General features: G+C 71.1%; 18 protein-coding genes. 7 read left to right on the top strand and 11 right to left on the bottom strand.

The features are described 5' to 3' along the window. Positions 1-54: 54 nt before the first annotated feature. Entirely contained in the window at positions 55-1,749 is a 1,695-nt protein-coding gene (locus tag OG392_RS30205) for a BCCT family transporter (protein WP_329284652.1), read from the bottom strand. Between the two features lie 112 nt (positions 1,750-1,861). Here OG392_RS30205 and OG392_RS30210 point away from each other — a divergent pair, with 112 nt between their 5' ends. Further along, positions 1,862-3,013: a glycerate kinase gene (locus OG392_RS30210; RefSeq protein ID WP_329284654.1), complete on the top strand. Its 1,152-nt coding sequence runs from the start codon at positions 1,862-1,864 to the stop codon at positions 3,011-3,013. Between the two features lie 132 nt (positions 3,014-3,145). On the opposite strand, the gene OG392_RS30215 is transcribed toward OG392_RS30210, so the two are convergent. Further along, positions 3,146-4,345: a PucR family transcriptional regulator gene (locus OG392_RS30215; protein WP_329284655.1), complete on the bottom strand. Its 1,200-nt coding sequence runs from the start codon at positions 4,343-4,345 to the stop codon at positions 3,146-3,148. Positions 4,346-4,550: 205 nt separating this feature from the next. On the opposite strand from OG392_RS30215, the gene OG392_RS30220 reads away from it, so the two are divergent. The 5 genes from OG392_RS30220 to OG392_RS30240 are packed head-to-tail and all read left to right on the top strand — an operon-like array spanning position 4,551 to position 9,492. Continuing rightward, positions 4,551-5,369: an ABC transporter ATP-binding protein gene (locus OG392_RS30220; RefSeq protein WP_329284656.1), complete on the top strand. Its 819-nt coding sequence runs from the start codon at positions 4,551-4,553 to the stop codon at positions 5,367-5,369. Beyond that, a complete protein-coding gene (locus OG392_RS30225) occupies positions 5,366-6,214 on the top strand; it encodes an ABC transporter ATP-binding protein (RefSeq protein WP_329284657.1) in 849 nt (282 codons plus the stop codon). Before OG392_RS30220 ends, OG392_RS30225 begins: the two co-directional genes overlap by 4 nt. After that, complete coding sequence (locus OG392_RS30230; protein WP_329284660.1) at positions 6,211-7,101, top strand: branched-chain amino acid ABC transporter permease; 891 nt, start codon at positions 6,211-6,213, stop codon at positions 7,099-7,101. Before OG392_RS30225 ends, OG392_RS30230 begins: the two co-directional genes overlap by 4 nt. Continuing rightward, on the top strand, positions 7,094-8,230 hold the full coding sequence (locus OG392_RS30235; protein WP_443054935.1) for a branched-chain amino acid ABC transporter permease: 1,137 nt from the start codon (positions 7,094-7,096) through the stop codon (positions 8,228-8,230). The genes OG392_RS30230 and OG392_RS30235 overlap by 8 nt, the downstream gene beginning before the upstream one ends. Continuing rightward, on the top strand, positions 8,227-9,492 hold the full coding sequence (locus tag OG392_RS30240; RefSeq protein WP_329284662.1) for an ABC transporter substrate-binding protein: 1,266 nt from the start codon (positions 8,227-8,229) through the stop codon (positions 9,490-9,492). Before OG392_RS30235 ends, OG392_RS30240 begins: the two co-directional genes overlap by 4 nt. Positions 9,493-9,523: 31 nt before the next feature. Here OG392_RS30240 and OG392_RS30245 read toward each other — a convergent pair whose 3' ends face one another. Further along, positions 9,524-10,363 carry an NAD-dependent epimerase/dehydratase family protein gene (locus OG392_RS30245; protein ID WP_329284664.1) on the bottom strand — a complete coding sequence of 280 codons (840 nt, stop codon included), beginning with the start codon at positions 10,361-10,363 and terminating at the stop codon, positions 9,524-9,526. A 58-nt stretch (positions 10,364-10,421) separates the two neighbouring features. On the opposite strand from OG392_RS30245, the gene OG392_RS30250 reads away from it, so the two are divergent. After that, entirely contained in the window at positions 10,422-11,453 is a 1,032-nt protein-coding gene (locus tag OG392_RS30250) for a GNAT family N-acetyltransferase (protein ID WP_329284665.1), read from the top strand. A gap of 71 nt (positions 11,454-11,524) precedes the next feature. Here the strand turns inward: OG392_RS30250 and pssA are convergent, their stop codons facing one another. From pssA to OG392_RS30290, 8 genes are all read right to left on the bottom strand, one after another. Beyond that, positions 11,525-12,391, bottom strand: a complete 867-nt coding sequence (pssA, locus tag OG392_RS30255; protein WP_329287550.1) for a CDP-diacylglycerol--serine O-phosphatidyltransferase — start codon at positions 12,389-12,391, stop codon at positions 11,525-11,527. Further along, entirely contained in the window at positions 12,384-13,040 is a 657-nt protein-coding gene (locus tag OG392_RS30260) for a phosphatidylserine decarboxylase (protein WP_015037483.1), read from the bottom strand. Before OG392_RS30260 ends, pssA begins: the two co-directional genes overlap by 8 nt. Positions 13,041-13,209: 169 nt before the next feature. Continuing rightward, positions 13,210-14,415 carry an acyl-CoA dehydrogenase family protein gene (locus OG392_RS30265; protein WP_329284668.1) on the bottom strand — a complete coding sequence of 402 codons (1,206 nt, stop codon included), beginning with the start codon at positions 14,413-14,415 and terminating at the stop codon, positions 13,210-13,212. 2 nt (positions 14,416-14,417) lie between these two features. Further along, on the bottom strand, positions 14,418-14,942 hold the full coding sequence (locus tag OG392_RS30270; RefSeq protein ID WP_229315537.1) for a MaoC family dehydratase: 525 nt from the start codon (positions 14,940-14,942) through the stop codon (positions 14,418-14,420). Between the two features lie 5 nt (positions 14,943-14,947). Then, positions 14,948-15,913, bottom strand: a complete 966-nt coding sequence (locus OG392_RS30275) for an HpcH/HpaI aldolase/citrate lyase family protein (protein ID WP_073907415.1) — start codon at positions 15,911-15,913, stop codon at positions 14,948-14,950. Beyond that, on the bottom strand, positions 15,910-17,931 hold the full coding sequence (locus tag OG392_RS30280) for a protein meaA (protein WP_329284672.1): 2,022 nt from the start codon (positions 17,929-17,931) through the stop codon (positions 15,910-15,912). The genes OG392_RS30275 and OG392_RS30280 overlap by 4 nt, the downstream gene beginning before the upstream one ends. Positions 17,932-17,945: 14 nt before the next feature. Beyond that, positions 17,946-19,283: a crotonyl-CoA carboxylase/reductase gene (gene ccrA / locus OG392_RS30285; RefSeq protein WP_329284674.1), complete on the bottom strand. Its 1,338-nt coding sequence runs from the start codon at positions 19,281-19,283 to the stop codon at positions 17,946-17,948. Positions 19,284-19,677: 394 nt separating this feature from the next. Next, the gene (locus tag OG392_RS30290) at positions 19,678-20,508 is read right to left on the bottom strand and encodes a TetR family transcriptional regulator (protein WP_329284676.1); all 831 of its coding nucleotides are present in this window, start codon (positions 20,506-20,508) and stop codon (positions 19,678-19,680) included. Between the last annotated feature and the right edge of the window lie 101 nt (positions 20,509-20,609).

Raw genomic sequence — 20,609 nt, forward strand, 5'->3', positions numbered from 1 at the left:
GGCCCCGTCGAAGCGAGGACCGCGGTACGCACCCTGCCCCGGAGCTGCGCCCGGTCAGCTCCGCGGGGTACCGGTACCCTCCGGCGGATCCGTGTCCGCGCGCCCCTTCGCCGCCCGGCGGAGCCGGTGGTGGGGGTCGCCGCCCCGCTCCGTCATCGCCTCGCCGACCAGCGTCCGCACCGCGTCCCGCAGACCGTGCAGGGCGTGGTGCCGGGCCGGGCCCGCGCCGGGGTCCTCACGCAGTTCCCTCAGGAGCGCCCAGCACAGCACCAGCATCACCACCACGAACGGCAGCGCCACCAGGATCGTCGCCGTCTGGAGCGAGCTCAGGCCGCCCACGACGAGCAGCACCGCCGCCACGGCGGCCATCAGGACGCCCCAGCTCACCACCAGCCAGGTCGGCGGGTTCAGCGAGCCCCGGCTCGTCAGCGATCCCATCACCAGCGAGGCCGAGTCCGCGCTGGTGATGAAGTACGTCATCACCAGGAGCATCGCCACGACCGAGGTGACCGTGCCGATCGGCAGCGCCTCCAGCATCGCGAACAGCGAGGCCTCCGCCCCGTCCTTCATCGTCGTCGCCAGGTCGGCCGCGCCGGTGGACTCCAGCCGGATCGCCGTACCCCCCATCACGCAGAACCAGACCACCGTCGCCCCGGAGGGCACGAGCAGCACGCCCACCAGGAACTCCCGGATCGTGCGGCCACGCGAGATCCGGGCGATGAAGGTGCCCACGAACGGCGCCCAGGACAGCCACCACGCCCAGTAGAAGATCGTCCACGCCCCGAGCCACTTGCGGTCGGTGAACGCGCCCGTGCGGCTCGCCATCGGCAGCAGCTCGTGCAGATAGCCGCCGACCGAGGCCGGGATGGTGTCCAGGATGTAGACGGTCGGGCCGAGCAGGAAGACGAACAGCATCAGACAGCCCGCGAGGACGATGTTGATCGTGGACAGCCACTTCACGCCCTTGTGGAGGCCCGAGAAGGCCGACAGGACGAAGGCCCCCGAGAGCGACACGATGACGATCAGCTGGGTGGCGGTGGAGTTCTCCACGCCCATCGTCAGGTTCAGTCCCTCGGAGACCTGCAGCGCGCCGAGCCCGAGGCTCGTCGCCGTGCCGAACACCGTCGCGAACACCGCGAGCAGATCGATCGCCTTGCCCTGCCAGGAATCCGCCCGACGGGACCCGATCAGCGGCACGAAGGCTGAGCTCAGCCGGTTGCCGCGGCCCTTGCGGAAACCCGCGTACGCGAGGGCGAGGCCGGCGATGCCGTAGATCGCCCACGGGGTCAGCGTCCAGTGGAAGAACGAGTACTCCAGGGCCGTACGGGCGGCGGGACCGGTACCCGCCGGGACTCCGGTCGCCGGGGGAGGGGCCAGGAAGTGCGTGAGCGGCTCCCCGACCCCGTAGAACATCAGGCCGATGCCCATGCCCGCGCTGAACATCATCGCGATCCACGCCACGTTCGTGAACTCGGGCTCCGAGTCGTCCGCCCCCAGCCGGATCCGGCCGAACCGGCTCAGCGCGATCACCACGCACAGCACCAGGAACGTGTCCGCGGCCACCACGAACAGCCAGGCGAAGTTGTCGAGCACCCATCGCAGGGCCGAGGACGAGGCATGGTCGAAGGAGTCCTCGCCGAGGGCCGCCCAGGCGACGACGGCCACGACCGCGGCCATCCCGATCCCGATGACCCTGGCGTCGGGCCTGGGCTGCTCCTGAAGGGCCTGTTCGTGGGGTTCCGTGCTCATGTGACCCCACTATGGTGCGAAATATCCGCCGATCCGGGGGTGGCACGCCGTCCGGCGGTACGGATAGGGTCGGCCTCGGCGCGACTGCACGTTCGAAAGCAAGGGATGCAAGGTGACGGACGGGGCAGCAACTCAGGTCGCTCACGTGCTCGTGGCGGCCGACAAGTTCAAGGGCTCGCTCACGGCCGTGCAGGTCGCGGAGCGGGTCACAGCAGGACTGCGACGGGTGATCCCGGAGCTCACGGTGGAGACCCTGCCCGTCGCGGACGGCGGCGACGGCACCGTCGCCGCGGCCGTCGCGGCCGGATTCGAACGCCGCGAGGTCCTGGTGACGGGGCCGCTCGGCGAGCAGGTCACGGCCGCGTACGCGTTGCGCGACAGCACCGCGGTCGTCGAGATGGCCGAGGCCTCCGGGCTCCAGCTCCTCCCGGCCGGCGTGTTCGCCCCGCTGACCGCGACCACCTACGGCTCCGGTGAGCTCCTCCGCGCGGCGCTCGACGCCGGCGCGACCACCGTCGTCTTCGGCGTCGGCGGCAGCGCCACCACCGACGGCGGCGCCGGCATGCTCGCCGCGCTCGGCGCCCGCTTCCTCGACGCGTCCGGCGCGCCCGTCGGCCCCGGCGGTGCGGCCCTCGCCGACCTCGCCACCGCCGACCTCACCGGCCTCGACCCCCGCTTCGCCTCGGTCGACCTGATCCTCGCGAGCGACGTCGACAACCCGCTCACCGGACCCAAGGGCGCCCCCGCCGTCTACGGGCCGCAGAAGGGCGCCACGCCCGACGACGTCCGGACCCTGGACGCGGCCCTCGCCCACTTCGCCACCGTCCTGGAGAAGGCCGTCGGCCCCAAGGCGGCCGAGGCGGCCGTCGCCCCCGGCGCGGGTGGCGCGGGCGGCATCGGCTACGGCGCGCTCATCCTCGGCGCGAGCTTCCGGCCCGGCATCGAGCTGATGCTGGAGGTCCTCGGCTTCGCGCCCGCCCTGGAGCGCGCGACCCTGGTCATCACCGGCGAGGGCTCCCTCGACGAGCAGACCCTCCACGGCAAGGCCCCGGCGGGCGTCGCGGCCGCGGCGCGCGCCGCCGGCAAGGAAGTCGTCGCGGTCTGCGGCCGCCTGGCGCTCCCGCCGGAGGCGCTCGGCACGGCGGGGATCCGCCGCGCGTACGCGCTCTCGGCGCTGGAGCCGGACCCGGCGACATCCATGGCGAACGCGGGCCCGCTGCTGGAGGACGTGGCGGCGACCATCGCCCGGGACTTCCTGAAGTAGCCCCGCGCTCGGCGGCGCCCCCGCCGCCCGTGGCTCGACCCGTACCCCCGGCTCGGTGCGCAGGGGTACGGGTCAGAGCGCAGGAGGCCTGGACCCCGCCGGTGGCGCCGCCACCCCCGAGACGTCGGACCGCTACCCCGGAGACGTCAGGCGGAAGGCGTCCAGCGCCAGGGTCATCTCCGTGAGGTCCCGCGGGCGGGACAGCGACCGTGCCGTCAGTTGTTCCAGGCGCCGCAGACGGTTGAAGACCGTGTTCCGGTGGCAGTACAGCCGTCCCGCCGCCCGCCCCGCCGACCCCTCGCACTCCAGCCACGCGTCCAGCGTCTCCAGGAGCACCGCCCGGTCCGCCGGATCCAGTTCCAGCAGGCCGCCCAGGACGTCCGAGACCAGCAGGCTCGCCACCTCCGGCTGGGCCACCACCAGCGCGCCCGCCATCCGCCGGTCGAGCCGTACGATCTCGCGGCTCCCCGGCGGGCACGTCCGCAGCGCCAGCTCGGCGAGCCGCCGCGCCCGGCCCAGCTCGGTCAGGCCCACCACCACCGGGCTGATCCCGCCGGGACCGGGGCACCGCCCGTCGAGGAGTTCCGACAGCGCGTCCAGACCGGTGTCCCCGGCGAGCGCCACCACCCCCAGCTCACAGTCGGCCCCCATCCGCCACAGGAACCGCACACCCTCGCCCTGCACCTGCCGGTGGAACAGCTCCCGCTCCTCCCGCCGGTCGTAGCGCAGCACGACCACCGCGTACCGCCCCTGCTCCGGCAGGTCCAGGCCCGCCGCCGCCCGTGCCACCAGCTCCGGCGCGCGTTGTCCCTGGAGCAGCGCGTCGAGGAGGGCCTGCAGCTGCTCGTCCGTGCGGCGACGCAGTTCGAGCTCCGTCGTCCGGTACGCCTCCGAGGCCGTGTCGGCCTGCGCGTCCACCGCCGACCACACCGTCGTCGCCGACTGCATCAGCGCCGCCAGCTGCGCGGTGTCCGTGCCCGCGCCCTCGATCAGCGCGTCCCAGACGAGATGCCCGGCGTGCCGGTAGGCGTGGACGACCAGTTCGAGCGGCATGCCCTGCGCGGCCCGCCGCCGGCCCATCTCGTCCGCGTGCTCCAGGTCCCGCCGGGGTGAGCTCCGGGGCGCCGAGATCATCTCGATGCCGATGCGTATGGCCTCCTCGGCCTCCTGCCAGTGCTGGTCGTACGGGAGGATCCGCCCGTAGGCGGGCTCGTACGCGTGGAGTTCCCTCAGATGCTCGTCCACCAGCTCCGGCACCCGCCCGAGAAGCGCCGTGCACGCATGCGCGAGCACCTTCCAGTCGTCACCGGTCCGCCGTCTGCGCCGTCCCATGCCGGGAGGATCCACCGCCCCGGCCCCCTCCGCACAGCCCTGACGCGCAGCGTTGTGCGCATGCACAGCCCTTCGGCGCGCCCGCTGGTCACCGGCAGCGATTCGGCCGCGGGCCGTGGACGCGCGGTCCGGCCCGGTGTTGGGGTGAGCGCCATCGAACGGCCGAGTAACAAGAAGCGGCCGGGAAAACCGGAAAAGGGGAACCATGGGAGGTACCGCACCCGCCCTCGAGGTGACGGACCTGACGGCGGGATACGGACCGGTCCACGCGTTGCGACAGGTGTCGCTGACCGTGCCGGCGGGTGAGGTCGTCACCGTCCTCGGGGCCAACGGGGCCGGCAAGTCGACGCTGCTGCGGGCGGTTTCGCGCACGCTCCGGTTCCATGGCGGTGCCGTGGTCTCGGGCACGGTGCGCCGTGACGGCCGGCCGATCGACGGGCTGCCACCCGACCGCGTCGTCGCGGCCGGCGTCTCCCAGGTGCCCGAGGGCCGACAGGTCTTCGCCCGGATGACGGTGGAGGACAACCTGCGCGCCGGGGCGCTCGGCAGCCGCGGCGGACGGACGGCCAAGGCCGCCTCCCTCCGGCGGGTCCACGAACTCTTCCCGGTGCTCGCCGAACGGACCCGTCAGCCCGCCGGGCTGCTCTCCGGAGGCGAACAGCAGATGCTGGCCGTCGGGCGCGCCCTGATGGCCGCGCCGGGCCTGCTCCTGCTCGACGAGCCCTCGCTCGGTCTCGCCCCGCTGATGGCGGCCCGCATCGCGGACGCCGTACGGGAGATCAACGCGCAGGGCACCGCCGTGCTGCTCGTCGAGCAGAACGCGGCGCTGGCCCTGCGGCTCGCCTCCCGCGCGTACGTCCTGGAGGTCGGCGAGGTCACCCTCTCCGGCCCGGCCGCCGAACTGGCCGCATCCGACGAGGTGCGCCGCCGCTATCTGGGCGTGGTCGACGAGGACGCCGCCGCCGACGCGGCCCGCGCCCGTGCCACCCACCCGGTCCTGTCCCGCTGGGAGGAAGCCCGATGACAGCACGGCCGACACCGCCCTCGCCGCCCGGGCCCGCGACACCACCCGGTACCCCGCCACCCGCAGCCCCCGACGTCCCCGCGCTCGAGGTCCGCGACCTCACCGTCCGCTTCGCCGGCCTCACCGCGCTCGACGCCGTCGGCTTCACCGTCCGGCCCGGCACCGTGCACGCCCTCATCGGGCCCAACGGCGCCGGGAAGTCCACCTGCTTCAACGTCCTCTCGGGCGTCTACCGCGCCACCGAGGGCTCCGTCCGCCTCGGTCCGCACGAGCTGACCGCCCTGCCCCCGCACCGGATCGCGGACCTCGGTGTCGGCCGGATCTTCCAGAACCTGGCCCTGCCGCCCCGCGCCACCGTCGAGGACAGCCTGATGCTGGGCCGCCACCGGCTGACCCGCACCGGCTTCGTCGCCGCCGGACTCCGCCTGCCCTCCGCCGCCCGCGAGGAGGCGAGGCATCGCGCCCGGGTCCGGGAGATCGCCGCCTTCGTCGGGCTGGAGCAGCAGCTCGCCCGGCCGGCGGGCTCGCTCCCGTACGGGCAGCAGAAGCTCGCCGAACTGGCCCGTGCCCTCTGCATGGAGCCGAAGCTGCTGCTCCTCGACGAGCCCGTGGCCGGGATGACCGCCGACGAGCGGCGCCGTACCGCCTCGGTCATCGCCGGTGTCCGCGACAGCCTCGGCATCTCGGTGCTCCTGGTGGAGCACGACATGGGCCTGGTGATGCGGCTCGCCGACTCCGTCACCGTCCTCGACTTCGGCCGCCGGATCGCCGACGGGGCCCCCACCGACGTCCAGAACGACCCGGCTGTCGTCCGCGCCTACCTCGGAGAGGAGTCCGCCGCGTGAGCACCTTCGCCGAGTTCCTGATCAACGGCATCTCACTGGGCTCGATCTACGCCCTCATCGCCCTCGGCTTCGTGGTCATCTTCCGGGCCACCGAGGTCGTCAACTTCGCCCATGCCTCGCTGCTGCTGGCCGGCGGCTATGTCACGGCCGTCCTCCACGACGAGATCGGCTTCTGGCCGGCCCTGCTCGCCGGCATCGCGGGCGCGGCCGTGGTCGGCGCGGCCGTCGAGTTCTTCGTGATGCGCCGCCACCGGGGCGCCGATCACAGCGTCCTCGCCATCGTCACCATCGGTGTCGACATCCTGCTCGCCACCGAGCTGACCCGCCGGATCGGCACCGACATCCTCGCCCTGGGCGACCCCTGGGGGGACGCCGTCGTCACCGTCGGAGGGGTCACCATCGCGGAGACCCGGATCGCCGCGCTGCTCGCGGCGGCCCTCCTGATCACCGCCTTCCTGCTCGCCTTCCGGTACACCTCCTGGGGCGTCGCCATGCGTGCCGCCGCCGAGAACCAGGAGACCGCCGCCCTCATGGGCATCCGGCTCGGCCGGGTCTCGATCGGTGCCTGGGCGGTCGCGGGCGGTCTCGCCGCCGTCGCCGCGCTCTTCCTCACCGTCTTCCCGACCCCGGGTCTCGAACGAGCCACCTCGCTCGCCGCGCTCAAGGCCTTCCCCGCCGCCATCCTCGGCGGCCTCGACTCCACCACGGGCGCCCTCGTCGGCGGCCTCCTCGTCGGCGTCACCGAGTCCCTCGCCACCGGCTACCAGGGCGACCTGGCGTTCCTCGGCCGGGGGATCGGCGACCTGGCCCCGTATCTCGTCATGGTCGCGGTGCTCCTGATCCGCCCGGCCGGACTCTTCGGCACGAAGGAGCTCGCCCGTGTCTGAGACCCTCGCACGGAGCGGCCTCCGGGTCGGCAGTCCCGCGGTGTACGGAGGGGCCGCCGCCTGCCTCGTCCTCCTGGTCCTGCCGTTCTACCTGGACAAGTTCTGGCTCCAGGCCGGCCTGTTCGCGATGGCCGCCGCCCTCGGCGCGATCGGCATCAACCTGCTGACCGGCGCCACCGGGCAGCTCTCCATGGGGCACGCCTTCTTCCTCGCCGTCGGCGCCTACGGATACTGCGCCTTCGCCGGGGACGGCGGCGACGGACTCGCCGGACTCGGCCTGCCCGGCTGGCTCGCCGCCGTCCTCGCCGTCGCCCTCTCGGGCCTGGCCGGCGGGGTGTTCAGCCCCATCGCGGGACGGCTGCGGGGCGCCTACCTCGGCATCGCCACCCTCGCGCTGATCTTCATCGGCCAGCACGTCCTCTTCAACGCCCATGACCTCACGGGCGGCTACAACGGCCGCGCGGTCCCGCCGCTCTCGCTCTTCGGGCTCACCTTCGACGACACCGAACTCCTCGTCGCGCAGGTGCCGTTCGGCGCGGTGGAGAAGCTCTGGTACCTCGGTCTGATCCTGCTCCTCGGCGGGGTGGTCTTCGCCCGCGGCGTTCTCCGGGGCCGCCCCGGACGGGCGATGAACGCCATCCGCGACCACCGGATCGCCGCCGGCGTCATGGGCATCCCGGTCGCCCGGTACCGCGCCGCCGTCTTCGTGCTGTCCTCCATGTACGCGGGTCTCGCCGGCGTCCTGCTCGCCCTGGTCTTCCAGCGCACGGTGCCGGAGTACTTCGGCATGGCGCTCTCCCTGGAATACCTCGCCATGATCGTCATCGGCGGTCTCGGCTCGGTCGCGGGAGCGGTTGCCGGAGGCGTCTTCGTCTCGCTCCTGCCCCAGCTCCTCAACCGCTACAGCGATGCGCTCCCGCTGGTCTCCGCCCCGGGAACGGGCGGCATCGCACCGGGGGAGGCCGCCCGCTACCTGTACGGCGCCGCCGTCGTCGCGGTGGTCCTGTTCCTGCCCGGAGGCCTGGCCCGGCTCGCCGCCCGCAGGCCCGGAGGACCCGGAAGCGGCAAGAGCCCCAAGAACCCCACGCCCACCCCGACCACCACCGAACCCTCAGGGGAGTCACGATGAACCACAGACGACAGGCCGTGCGGGGCCTGGCCGCCGCGCTCGCCGCACTGGTCGCCCTCACCGCCGCCGGATGCAGCTCCAAGGCGAAGACCGGAGACGGCAAGCAGACCGGCGCGGGCGGGGTGAGGACCGGCGAGGGCGTCACCGACAAGACGATCTCGCTCGGCGCGCTCACTGACATGACCGGCGTGTACGCCACCCTCGGCAAGAGCGTCACCCAGGCCCAGCAGCTGTACGTGAAGCAGGTCAACGCCGCCGGCGGGATCTGCGGCCGACAGCTGGAGCTGACGGTCCGCGACCACGGCTACGACCCGCAGAAGGCGCTCGCCGCCTACACCGAACTGGAGCCGAAGGTCGTCGGCTACACCCAGTTCATCGGCTCCCCGTTCGTCGCCGCCGTCAAGCCCAAGGTCGACGGACTGGACAAGGGCCTTGTCCTCCCGCAGGCCTGGTCGGCCTCGCTGCTCGGCTCCCCGTACATCCGCGTCCTGGGGGCCACGTACGACGTCGAGACCATCAACGCCGTCGACTTCCTGGTGACGGAGAAGGGCCTGAAGTCGGGCGACAAGCTCGGCCACGTCTACTTCGAGGGCGACTACGGCGAGAACGCGCTCAAGGGCTCGAAGTACGCGGCGGAGAAGGCGGGGCTGACCGTCGTCGAGCAGAAGATCAAGCCCACCGACAACGACATGTCGGCACAGGTCGCGGCGCTCAAGCAGGCCGGGGTCAAGGCCATCGTCATCAGTGCCGGCCCCCGCCAGGCCGCCTCGCTCGTCGGCGTCGCCGCCGCCACCGGCCTCAAGGTCCCCGTCGTCGGCAACAACTCCGCCTTCGCGCCGCAGCTGCTCGGCACCCAGGCCGGTCCCGCCCTGGAGAAGATGTACTGGTTCGCCTCCCCGAGCCTGCCCATCGGCGCGGACACCCCGACCGCGAAGAAGCTCGTCGCGGACTACAGGGCCGCCTACCCGAGCGACTCCCTCGACAACGGCATCGTCGCCGGCTGGACCGCGGCGAGCGTCTTCGGCGAAGCCCTGAAGAAGGCCTGCGAGAACAAGGACCTCACGCGTGACGGCGTCGACAAGGCGCTCCTGACGCTGACGTCCTACGACGCCGGCTTCGGGATGAGCCACAACCTCGGCGACCCCAAGGCCCCGTCGTCCCGGGAGTCCGTCATCATCCAGCCCGACAAGAAGGTCACCGGCGGCATGCGCACCGTCCGGCAGCCCTTCGTCGCGGACGCCGCGAAGTCGTACACCCCGTAGCGGGTCGGCCGGGTCAGCCGGGGCGTCCGGTTCAGCCAGGGTCCCGGTCCGCGAAGCCCGTCCGCCAGGACGGGCGGGCCGGGTCCCAGCCCAGCGCACGGGCCCGGGCGTTCACCGCGCCCCGGGCCCAGGGCGCCCCGCCCTCGCTCCGCGCCGGTGCCGGGACCCTCAAGGCCTCCGCGAGCACCGGCAGCCAGGCGTGGCCGGGTGCGGGCTCGTCGTCCACCACGTTGTACGCGCCGGAGGGCCAGCCGAGAGCCCGTACGGCCGCCTCGGCGGCATCGGCGACGTGCACGAAGGAGCTCACCGCGTCGTCGGCCGCGGTGCTCCCGAGGAACCGGGCCCCCGGGGCCCCGGCGAGCGCGGCGGCCACCGCGCCGCCCGGGGCGTACCAGGTGCCGGGGCCGTACAGGATCCCGTACCGCAGCACGACCGCCTCGGGGAGCTCGGCAACCGTCTCCTCCAGGGCCCGCACCCCGGCGACGATCCGCGAGCGGGGAGCCTCGTCCGTCGGGTCGAGGGGGACGGACTCGTCGGCGGGTCCGTCGCCGGGGGCGTACGCCCAGCTGATCGATTGCGCGACGACCCGGCGGACACCGGCCCCGATCGCCGCGTCCACCAGGTTCCGGGTGCCCTCGACCCGTACGCGGTTGTTCGCGGCCCCGTCCGCCGCGCCCAGATCGGTGAGCTGGTGGACCACCGCGTCAGGCGCCGCCTCGGCCACCGCCCGGCGCACCGCCCCGGCGTCCAGCACGTCCACGGGGCCCGGCCCGCGCCGGGACAGACCCACGACCTCGTGGCCGCACGCCTCCAGGCGCGGCACGAGCTGACGACCGACGGCGCCCGTGGCGCCCGCTACCAGTACACGCATGACCCCAGCGTAAAAGATCTTCACGCTCCCGAAACATCACGGTGTGAAGCTCGGACCCATGACTGCACGCATCGAGGAGAACCCCTCCCACCCACGCCTCCCTGACCTGCTGGCCGCATACCACCTGGTCAACCAGGCCGAGAAGGGGACGGCGGTGGAGACGGTCGCCCAGCTCCCCGCCGTATACCGCGCCGAGGTCGAGGACCCGGCCGGCGCGTTCGCCGCCGACACGGTCCTGCTCGCCACCCCGCCCGGCGAGGACCTCCCGGCCGGCTGCGTCGTCCTCAAGGCCCCGCAGGGGAGCCGGGCGCCCGAGATCAAGCGGCTCTGGGTGGCGCCCGAGGCCCGCCGCAAGGGGATCGCGCAGGCCCTCATGGCCGAGGCCATGCGCCGCGCGGCGGTCTCCGGCGCCCCCGCCGTACGCCTCACCGTCTGGAACTGGCGGGAGGAGCCGCTGGCCCTCTACCGCGCTCTGGGCTTCGGGACGGTCGCCTCCTGGGACGAGCGGCCGGACCTCCTGTGCCTGGAGAAGCCGCTTCCGGAGAGGCCCACGCGGCCGGTCTCCGCCGACCGCGTCGAGCGGCTCACCCCCGACGAGGTCCGCGCCCACGCCCCCGCCGGTCTCGCCGCGCTCCTCCTCGACGCCGTGGACTCCGGTGCCTCCGTCGGCTTCCTCGCGCCCCTCGCCGTCCCCGAGGCGGCCGCCTGGTGGACGCGTGTCGCCGAGGAGGCGGCCGAGGGCGTACGGGACGTCTGGGCGGCCCACGGCCCCGACGGGAGCCTCACCGGAGTCGTCACCCTGGTCCGCGGGGGCACCGCCAACGGCAGGCACCGCGGTGAGATCTCCCGCCTCCTGGTGCACCGCTCGGCCCGGGGCGGCGGCCTCGGCCACCGGCTGCTCGCCACGGCCGAGGCGCACGCCGCCGCCACCGGCCTCACCCTGCTGGTCCTGGACACCCAGACGGACAGCCCGGCCGAGCGTCTCTATCGCAGCGCGGGCTGGACGGCCGCGGGCACGATCCCGGACTTCGCCGCCGACCCGGCGGGTGTCCTGCGCGCCACCACGCTCTACCACAAGCGCGTCGGATAGGCCGGGGAACGGAGAAGGGCCCCGGAGGCTTGTCGCCTCCGGGGCCCTTCTCGTCGATCGGTTCTCGTGCGCTACGGCAGCTGTGCCGCCCGGGCCTCCCGGTTCTCACGCCGGTTGCCGCGGAAGGTGTTCACCCGACGGGCCGTCGCGAAGAGGGGGATCACGGCGCCCATCACGACCTGGAGCGCGCACCCGGTCTGGAGCAGGAACTGTCCGCCCGGAGCGTCGAAGGCCCAGGCCGCCAGCATGCCCATCGCGCCGACGATCCAGCTGAGCATCGCCACCGCGAGGATGCCCCGCGGCTTGGGGTACTCGACCCGGCTCACCATCAGCCAGGCGACGCCGATGATCGCGAGCAGCGTCGGGATGAACGGCAGCTCCAGGAGCACGATCGAGACGACCGTCAGCGCGCCGAACGGGCTCGGCATGCCCTGGAACATGCCGTCCTTCATGGTCACGCAGGAGAATCTCGCCAGTCGCAGCACCACCGCGAGCAGCACCACGATCGCCGCCACCGCGGAGACCTTCTGCTGCGCGCCGGGCGTGACCATGCCGTACACGAGTACGAAGTAGGCCGGGGCCAGACCGAAGCTGATCAGGTCCGAGAGGTTGTCGAGCTCGGCGCCCATCGGGGACGAGCGGAGCTTGCGCGCCACGATGCCGTCGAACAGGTCGAAGATCGCCGCGGCCAGCATCAGGATCACAGCGGTGGCGGCGCTGTTGCGCGCCATGCCGGTCTCCGTGCTGCCGGTGAGGTGCGGGATGAGGATGCCCGTGGTGGTGAAGTACACCGCCATGAATCCACACGTCGCGTTACCGAGCGTGAGGGCGTCCGCTATGGACAGCCTCAACGACAGCGGCATCTCCTCGGACTCTTCGGCCCCTTCCGCATCGGTGCCGGCGACCCAGTCGGCGGCCCGTGTGTCGGGATCAATCACGGTCAATGCGAGTCACCCCCGCTGTGGTGGCCTGGCCGACCTCGACGGCGACCTCGACACCCTCGGGGAGGTAGATGTCGACGCGCGAGCCGAAGCGGATCAGACCGATGCGGTCACCCTGCTCGACCTTGGTCCCCTGCGGGATGTACGGCACGATGCGCCGGGCGACGGCGCCCGCGATCTGCACCATCTCGATGTCGCCGAGCTCGGTGTCGAAGTGCCAGACAACGCGCTCGTTGTTCTCGCTCTCCTTGTTGAACGCCGGGACGAACCCACCGGGAACGTGCTCCACGGACGTCACGGTGCCGGCCAGCGGCGCGCGGTTGACGTGGACGTTCAGCGGGCTCATGAAGATGGCGACCCGGGTGCGCCCGTCCTTCCACGGCATGATGCTCTGCACCACACCGTCGGCGGGGGAGATGACCCGGCCCTGAGCGATCTCACGCTCGGGGTCGCGGAAGAACCACAGCATGCCGGCCGCGAGCGCGGTGGTCGGCACGGCGATGGCCGCGGCCCGCCTCGACTTGCGCGCGCGCACGAGGCTGAGCGCCGCGGTGGCGACGGTCGGCAGAAGCCACGGCGATGCTCCGCGCGCAATGCGTACGCCCGTGAGGCTGTCGCGGTGTGCAGAGGTTTGGCTGTGGGGCATGGATGACCTTCGTAGCGGATGATGCCGCACTGGCAACGGGGGACGGCGGCTTTCCCTCGATGCTATCGGTTGCGGGACGCAACTGGGTAAGCCAGGAACCGAGTCGACGGCCGGAAGACGAACACAGGGTGTGATCTTCTTCGCGGCCGAAACGACTCAAAACCGACAATCAACCCTGGAATCGGTACTCCTCGAGCAGCCGACGACCAATGATCATTTTCTGGATCTCGGCGGTACCTTCACCGATGAGCAGCATCGGCGCCTCACGGTAGAGACGCTCGATCTCGTACTCCTTGGAGAACCCGTAGCCGCCGTGGATGCGGAAGGCATCCTCGACGACCTCCTTGCAGTATTCGGAGGCGAGGTACTTCGCCATCCCTGCTTCGAGGTCGTTTCGTTCCCCGGAGTCCTTTTTGCGTGCTGCGTTCACCATCATCGCATGAGCGGCCTCGACCTTGGTAGCCATCTCGGCCAGCTTGAACTGAATCGCCTGGTGCTGGGCGATCGCCTTGCCGAAAGTGTGACGTTGCTGGGCATACGAGACACCGAGCTCGAAGGCACGCTGAGCGACACCGCAGCCACGGGCCGCCACGTTCACCCGGCCGACCTCGACGCCGTCCATCATTTGGTAAAACCCTCGGCCGGTTACCCCGCCGAGGACCCGATTGGCCGGAATGCGCAGTCCGTCCATGATGAGTTCGGTGGTGTCGACGCCCTTGTAACCCATCTTGTCGATCTTCCCCGGGATGGTGAGGCCGGGGCGGACCTCTCCGAAGCCGGGCTCCTTCTCGACGAGGAAGGTCGTCATCGACTTGTGGGGGGCGGTGCCCTCCGGGTGTCCTTCGTCACTTCGGACGAGAACGGCGACCAGCGTGGACGTTCCGCCGTTGGTCAGCCACATCTTCTGGCCGTTCAGGACGTACTCGTCGCCGTCCCTGACCGCCTTCGAGGTGATCGCCGACACGTCCGAGCCGAGAGCCGGCTCCGACATCGAGAACGCGCCACGCGTCTCGCCGGCCGCCATCCGCGGAAGGAAGTAGTCCTTCTGCTCCTGGGTGCCGTGCTGCTTCAGCATGTACGCCACGATGAAGTGCGTGTTGATGATGCCGGAGACCGACATCCAGCCACGCGCGATCTCCTCCACGCACAGCGCGTAGGTGAGGAGCGACTCACCCAGACCCCCGTACTCCTCGGGGATCATCAGACCGAAGAGACCGAGCTCCTTGAGCCCGTCGACGATCTGCTGGGGGTACTCGTCGCGGTGCTCCAGCTCGGTGGCGACCGGGATGATCTCCTTGTCGACGAACTCCCGGACGGTCTTGAGGATCTCCTGCTGGACGTCCGTGAGCCCGGCGGTCTGGGCGAGTCGGGCCATGGCTACTTCTCCGTCTTCTTGGCGGGCTCGATCAGCTCGGGGCGGCCGGGCTGCTCGCCGCCGCGCTCCTTGATGTACGTCTCGGTGGGGACCATCACCTTGCGGCGGAAGACACACACGAGGGTGCCGTCCTGCTTGTAGCCCTTGGTCTCGACGTAGACGATGCCGCGGTCGTTCTTCGACTTCGACGGGGTCTTGTCGAGGACCGTGGTCTCACCGTAGATCGTGTCGCCGTGGAAGGTCGGCGCCACGTGCCGCAGCGACTCGATCTCCAGGTTGGCGATGGCCTTGCCGGAGACGTCCGGCACGGACATGCCGAGCAGCAGCGAGTAGATGTAGTTGCCGACGACGACGTTCTTGCCGAAATCCGTCGTGTTCTCGGCGTAGTTCACATCCATGTGCAGCGGATGGTGGTTCATCGTCAGCAGGCAGAAGAGGTGGTCGTCGTACTCGGTGACCGTCTTTCCGGGCCAGTGCTTGTAGACGGCACCGATCTCGAACTCTTCGTAGGTGCGGCCGAACTGCATCGGGATCAGGCCTCCGGGATCTCGAACTTGCTGGTGCGCTGCATACCGGCGGCACGGCCCTTGCCGGAGATGACCAGAGCCATCTTGCGGGAGGCCTCGTCGATCATCTCGTCGCCGAGCATCGCGGAGCCCTTCTTGCCGCCGGCCTCGGACGTGTAGTAGTCGTACGCGTCGAGGATCAGCTCGGCGTGGTCGTAGTCCTCCTGCGAGGGCGAGAAGATCTCGTTCGCGGCGGCGACCTGGTCCGGGTGCAGCACCCACTTGCCGTCGAACCCGAGGGCGGCGGCGCGCCGCGCGACGGCCTTGTAGCCCTCCTGGTTGCGGATCTGCAGGTAGGGCCCGTCGATCGCCTGGAGGTTGTTGGCGCGGGCGGCCATCAGGATGCTCATCAGGATGTGGTGGTACGCGTCCGCCGGGTAACCGGGCGGCTGCTCGCCCACGACCAGCGACTTCATGTTGATGGAGGCCATGAAGTCGGCCGGGCCGAAGATGATCGTCTCGACGCGCTGGGAGGCCTGCGCGATGGCGTTGACGTTGTTCAGGCCCTGGGCGTTCTCGATCTGCGCCTCGATGCCGATCTTGCCGACCTCGAAGCCCATCGTCTTCTCGATCTGGGTCAGCAGGAGGTCGAGCGCCACGATCTGCTGGGCGTCCTGGACCTTCGGCAGCATGATGCAGTCGAGGTTCTGGCCGGCGCCCTCGACGACGGTGACGACGTCACGGTACGTCCAGTGGGTCGTCCAGTCGTTGACGCGGACCACGCGGGTCTTGCCGGTCCAGTCGCCCTCGTTCAGGAACTTCACGATGGTGTGCCGGGCCTCGGGCTTGGCCAGCGGGGCGCACGCGTCCTCCAGGTCAAGGAAGACCTGGTCGGCCGCGAGGCCCTGGGCCTTCTCCAGGAAGCGCGGGTTGGAACCGGGGACCGCCAGGCAGGAGCGGCGCGGACGCAGGCGGTTCACGGGGCTGGTCATGCGGGGACCTCCGTACTTTCAAGGGGGTGGAGCTTGTTCGCTGTCCGGATCTCGTCGACGATACGTCCGATGATCTCCGTGATACCGAAGTCCTTCGGTGTGAAGACGGCGGCCACACCCGCACGCTTCAGTTCTGCGGCGTCGGCGTTCGGGATGATCCCGCCGACGATGACCGGCACGTCGGCCGCGCCCGCCTCGCGGAGGCGGTCGAGCACGTCCGGGACCAGCTCGGCGTGCGAGCCGGAGAGGATCGACAGCCCCACGCAGTGCACGTCCTCCGCGAGGGCCGCGTTCACGATCTGCTCGGGCGTCAGCCGGATGCCCTGGTAGACCACCTCGAAACCGGCGTCACGCGCGCGTACGGCGATCTGCTCGGCCCCGTTGGAGTGCCCGTCCAGGCCCGGCTTGCCGACGAGCAGCCGCAGCCGCCCGACGCCCATCTCCTCGGCGGTCCGCGCCACCTTGTCCCGTACGAGGGCCAGCGGCGTGCCCGCCTCGGCCGTCACCGCGACCGGGGCCGACGACACGCCCGTCGGGGCGCGGAACTCGCCGAAGACGTCCCGCAGCGCCCAGGACCACTCCCCGGTCGTGACGCCCGCACGCGCGCACTCCAGGGTGGCGGCGAAGAGGTTGCCGTCACCGGCAGCCGTCGCCTTCAGCGTCGCCAGGGATTCCTGGGCGCGGGTCTCGTCGCGGTTGTCGCGCCACTCGTGGAGGGCCGCGACCACCCGCGCCTCGTTCGCCGGGTCCACCGTCATGATCGCGGTGTCCAGGTCGGCGGTGAGGGGGTTCTCCTCGGTCGCCTGGAAGATGTTGACGCCGATGATCTTCTCGTCGCCGGCCTCGATCCGGGCGCGCCGCTCGGCGTGCGAGGAGACGAGCTGCGACTTGAGGTAGCCGGACTCGACGGCGGCCATCGCGCCGCCCATCTCCTGGATCCGCTCGATCTCGGCCAGGCACTCCTCGACGAGCGAGTCGACCTTGGCCTCGATGACGTGCGAGCCGGCGAAGATGTCCTCGTACTCCAGGAGGTCGGACTCGTGGGCGAGGACCTGCTGGATGCGGAGCGACCACTGCTGGTCCCACGGCCGGGGCAGGCCGAGCGCCTCGTTCCAGGCGGGCAGCTGCACGGCACGCGCGCGGGCGTCCTTGGAGAGGGTGACGGCCAGCATCTCCAGGACGATCCGCTGGACGTTGTTCTCCGGCTGGGCCTCGGTCAGACCGAGCGAGTTGACCTGCACGCCGTAGCGGAACCGGCGCTGCTTCTCGTTCTCGATGCCGTACCGCTCGCGGGTGATCTTGTCCCAGATGCGGCCGAAGGCGCGCATCTTGCACATCTCCTCGATGAAGCGGACGCCCGCGTTCACGAAGAAGGAGATACGGGCCACGACCTCGCCCTTGCGGTCCTCCGGGACCTGGCCCGAGGCGAACACCGCGTCGAGCACGGCGATCGCGGTGGACATCGCGTACGAGATCTCCTGGACCGGAGTGGCCCCGGCCTCCTGCAGGTGGTAGCTGCAGATGTTGATCGGGTTCCACTTCGGGATGTTGTTCACCGTGTAGGTGATCATGTCCGTCGTGAGGCGGAGGGAGGGGCCGGGCGGGAAGACGTGCGTCCCGCGCGACAGGTACTCCTTCACGATGTCGTTCTGGGTGGTGCCCTGGAGCCGGGTGACGTCCGCACCCTGCTCCTCCGCGACCACCTGGTAGAGCGCCAGGAGCCACATCGCCGTGGCGTTGATGGTCATCGAGGTGTTCATCTGGTCCAGGGGGATCTCCTGGAACAGCCGCCGCATGTCACCGAGGTGCGAGACGGGGACTCCGACCCGGCCGACCTCGCCGCGGGCGAGGATGTGGTCGGGGTCGTAGCCCGTCTGCGTCGGCAGGTCGAACGCGACCGAGAGGCCGGTCTGACCCTTGGCGAGGTTGCGCCGGTACAGCTCGTTGGACGCCTCGGCGGTCGAGTGACCGGCGTACGTCCGCATGAGCCACGGCCGGTCCTTCTGGCGCTCAGTCATCTATGGTCCCGGGCTCAGATGTTGCGGAAACGGTTGATGGCGTCGATGTGCTGGGCACGCATCTCCGGGTCGCGCACGCCGAGGCCCTCCTGGGGCGCGAGCGCCAGCACGCCGACCTTGCCCTGGTGCAGGTTGCGGTGGACGTCGTAGGCGGCCTGGCCGGTCTCCTCCAGGGAGTAGACCTTCGAGAGGGTGGGGTGGATCTTGCCCTTGGCGATCAGGCGGTTGGCCTCCCACGCCTCGCGGTAGTTGGCGAAGTGCGAGCCGATGATGCGCTTGAGCGACATCCACAGGTAGCGGTTGTCGTACTCGTGCATGTAGCCCGAGGTGGAGGCGCAGGTGGTGATGGTGCCGCCCTTGCGGGTGACGTACACGGAGGCGCCGAAGGTCTCGCGGCCCGGGTGCTCGAAGACGATGTCGATGTCCTCGCCGCCGGTGAGTTCGCGGATGCGCTTGCCGAAGCGCTTCCACTCCTTCGGGTCCTGGGTGTGCTCGTCCTTCCAGAACTTGTAGCCCTCGGCGTTGCGGTCGATGACCGCCTCGGCGCCCATCGACCGGCAGATGTCGGCCTTCTCGGGGGAGGAGACGACACAGATCGGGTTGGCGCCGCCGGCCAGGGCGAACTGCGTGGCGTACGAGCCGAGGCCGCCGCTGGCGCCCCAGATGAGGACGTTGTCGCCCTGCTTCATGCCGGCGCCGTTGCGGGAGACCAGCTGGCGGTACGCGGTGGAGTTGACGAGGCCCGGGGACGCCGCCTCCTCCCAGCTCAGGTGGTCGGGCTTCGGCATCAGCTGGTTCGACTTGACCAGCGCGATCTCCGCCAGGCCGCCGAAGTTGGTCTCGAAGCCCCAGATGCGCTGCTCGGGGTCGAGCATCGTGTCGTTGTGGCCGTCCGAGGACTCCAGCTCGACCGAGAGGCAGTGCGCGACGACCTCGTCGCCGGGCTTCCACGAGTTCACGCCCGGGCCGGTGCGGAGCACGACGCCCGCGAGGTCGGAGCCGATGACGTGGTACGGCAGGTCGTGGCGCTTGCTGAGGTCGCTGAGCCGGCCGTAGCGCTCCAGGAAGCCGAAGGTCGAGACCGGCTCGAAGATCGAGGTCCAGACCGAGTTGTAGTTCACGGAGCTGGCCATGACGGCGACGAGGGCCTCGCCCGGGCCGAGCTCGGGGAGCGGCACGTCGTCGAGGTGCAGCGACTTGCGCGGGTCCTTGTCGCGGCTGGCGAGCCCGGCGAACATCTCGGCCTCGTCCTTGTGGACGGTGATGGCGCGGTACGACTCGGGGAGCGGGATGTTCGCGAAGTCGGCGGACGTGGAGTCCGGGGACTGGATCGCGTCCAGGATGTCCTTCACGGGGTTGCCTCCGGCGGTGCGGCGTCCTGAGGGGAGGACGCGCTGAGGGTTACGTCTGGGGCTGCTGCTGTGGAGGTGTGCCGTCGGTTCGGCGGGGTGGTGCGGCTGCGCCTGGTGGGCGCGGTGGGTGCCTGTGACGCAGGCGTCCGGGCGCACAATCACGATCGCTTGTGGGGACAGCCGGCGCACGAGGAGACCTCTGCGCGCCGACCGCCCGGACAACATCAACGTATGGCACGGCGTGTCACGTGACAAGGCACTGCGTGCCAACAATTTCACTCATATGCAATCTGCCGGTCACATGTGAGCGATGATCGATCGAATCGCAGGTCAAAACGGACGAAGGCCGCCCCGAACGGGGGCGGCCTTCGTCATGCGGAAGGGGCAGACCGGGTCAGCTCTTCGTCAGCGCCCGCTGGATCGTGCGCATGACCTCGTCGAGCGGTGCGTCCGTCCGTGCCACGGCGACCACCACGTCGCCCGTGGCGGAGGCCCGGACGGCCGGAGCCGGCTCGGGGGTTCCCTGGGAGGACGGGGAAGGGGCCGGGCGGCCCGCGCCTATGCCCGAGCCGAAGGTCTCCCGGACGATCGCGAAGGCGTGGTCCAGCTGGGACTCCACGTCCCCCTGACCGCCCGCCCGCAGCCAGCGGCGCAGGACGTGGTTGTGGGCGGTGACGACCGCGGAGGCCGCCACCTCGGCGAGCAGCGGGTCGTCGTTCCCGTCGTGATGGTCGCGCTCGTCGAAGTGGCCCAGGAGATAGCGGGTGAACAGCCGCTCGTAGCGGGCCACCGAGGCGATCTCCCGCTCCCGCAGGGTCGGCACCTCGCGCGTGAGCCGGTAGCGCTCCACGGAGACCGCGGGGGAGCCCGCGTACATCTTCATGACTTCCTTGATGCCCCGGCACACCGTGTCGAGCGGGTGCTCGTGCGGCGGGGCCGCGTTCAGCACCGCCTCGGCCCGCACCAGGGTGTCGTCGTGATCAGGGAAGATCGCCTCTTCCTTGGAGCGGAAGTGCCGGAAGAACGTCCGCCGCGCGACCCCGGCCCGGGCGGCGATCTCGTCGACCGTCGTGGCCTCGTACCCCTTGCTCGCAAAGAGCTCCATCGCGGCCGTGGCGAGCTCCCGGCGCATCTTGAGCCGCTGCGCGGCGGCACGAGTGCCCGCCGCGCTCTCCGGAGCGTCGGAAGGGGACGTGGCACGGGGTGTCTTCGCGGCCTTGGGCATGGTCCGAACGTACTGCATCGGAGGGGGAGTGTGCCCAGGTGGGGGCGGGGAGCCCCCCGGGACACCGACGGTGCCCGGAGGGCTCAGCAGACCACCCCAGC

It is taken from the genome of Streptomyces sp. NBC_00691 (assembly GCF_036226665.1).
GTDB lineage: Bacteria > Actinomycetota > Actinomycetes > Streptomycetales > Streptomycetaceae > Streptomyces.

Coding starts and splice junctions, on each gene's coding strand:
- OG392_RS30265 (WP_329284668.1), bottom strand. CDS start 14,415: ATGGCCCGACTCGCCCAGACCGCCGGGCTCACGGACGTCCAGCAGGAG.
- OG392_RS30275 (WP_073907415.1), bottom strand. CDS start 15,913: ATGACCAGCCCCGTGAACCGCCTGCGTCCGCGCCGCTCCTGCCTGGCG.
- OG392_RS30225 (WP_329284657.1), top strand. CDS start 5,366: ATGACAGCACGGCCGACACCGCCCTCGCCGCCCGGGCCCGCGACACCA.
- OG392_RS30220 (WP_329284656.1), top strand. CDS start 4,551: ATGGGAGGTACCGCACCCGCCCTCGAGGTGACGGACCTGACGGCGGGA.
- OG392_RS30270 (WP_229315537.1), bottom strand. CDS start 14,942: ATGCAGTTCGGCCGCACCTACGAAGAGTTCGAGATCGGTGCCGTCTAC.
- OG392_RS30240 (WP_329284662.1), top strand. CDS start 8,227: ATGAACCACAGACGACAGGCCGTGCGGGGCCTGGCCGCCGCGCTCGCC.
- OG392_RS30205 (WP_329284652.1), bottom strand. CDS start 1,749: ATGAGCACGGAACCCCACGAACAGGCCCTTCAGGAGCAGCCCAGGCCC.
- OG392_RS30215 (WP_329284655.1), bottom strand. CDS start 4,345: ATGGGACGGCGCAGACGGCGGACCGGTGACGACTGGAAGGTGCTCGCG.
- OG392_RS30250 (WP_329284665.1), top strand. CDS start 10,422: ATGACTGCACGCATCGAGGAGAACCCCTCCCACCCACGCCTCCCTGAC.
- OG392_RS30280 (WP_329284672.1), bottom strand. CDS start 17,931: ATGACTGAGCGCCAGAAGGACCGGCCGTGGCTCATGCGGACGTACGCC.
- OG392_RS30245 (WP_329284664.1), bottom strand. CDS start 10,363: ATGCGTGTACTGGTAGCGGGCGCCACGGGCGCCGTCGGTCGTCAGCTC.
- OG392_RS30290 (WP_329284676.1), bottom strand. CDS start 20,508: ATGCCCAAGGCCGCGAAGACACCCCGTGCCACGTCCCCTTCCGACGCT.
- OG392_RS30260 (WP_015037483.1), bottom strand. CDS start 13,040: ATGCCCCACAGCCAAACCTCTGCACACCGCGACAGCCTCACGGGCGTA.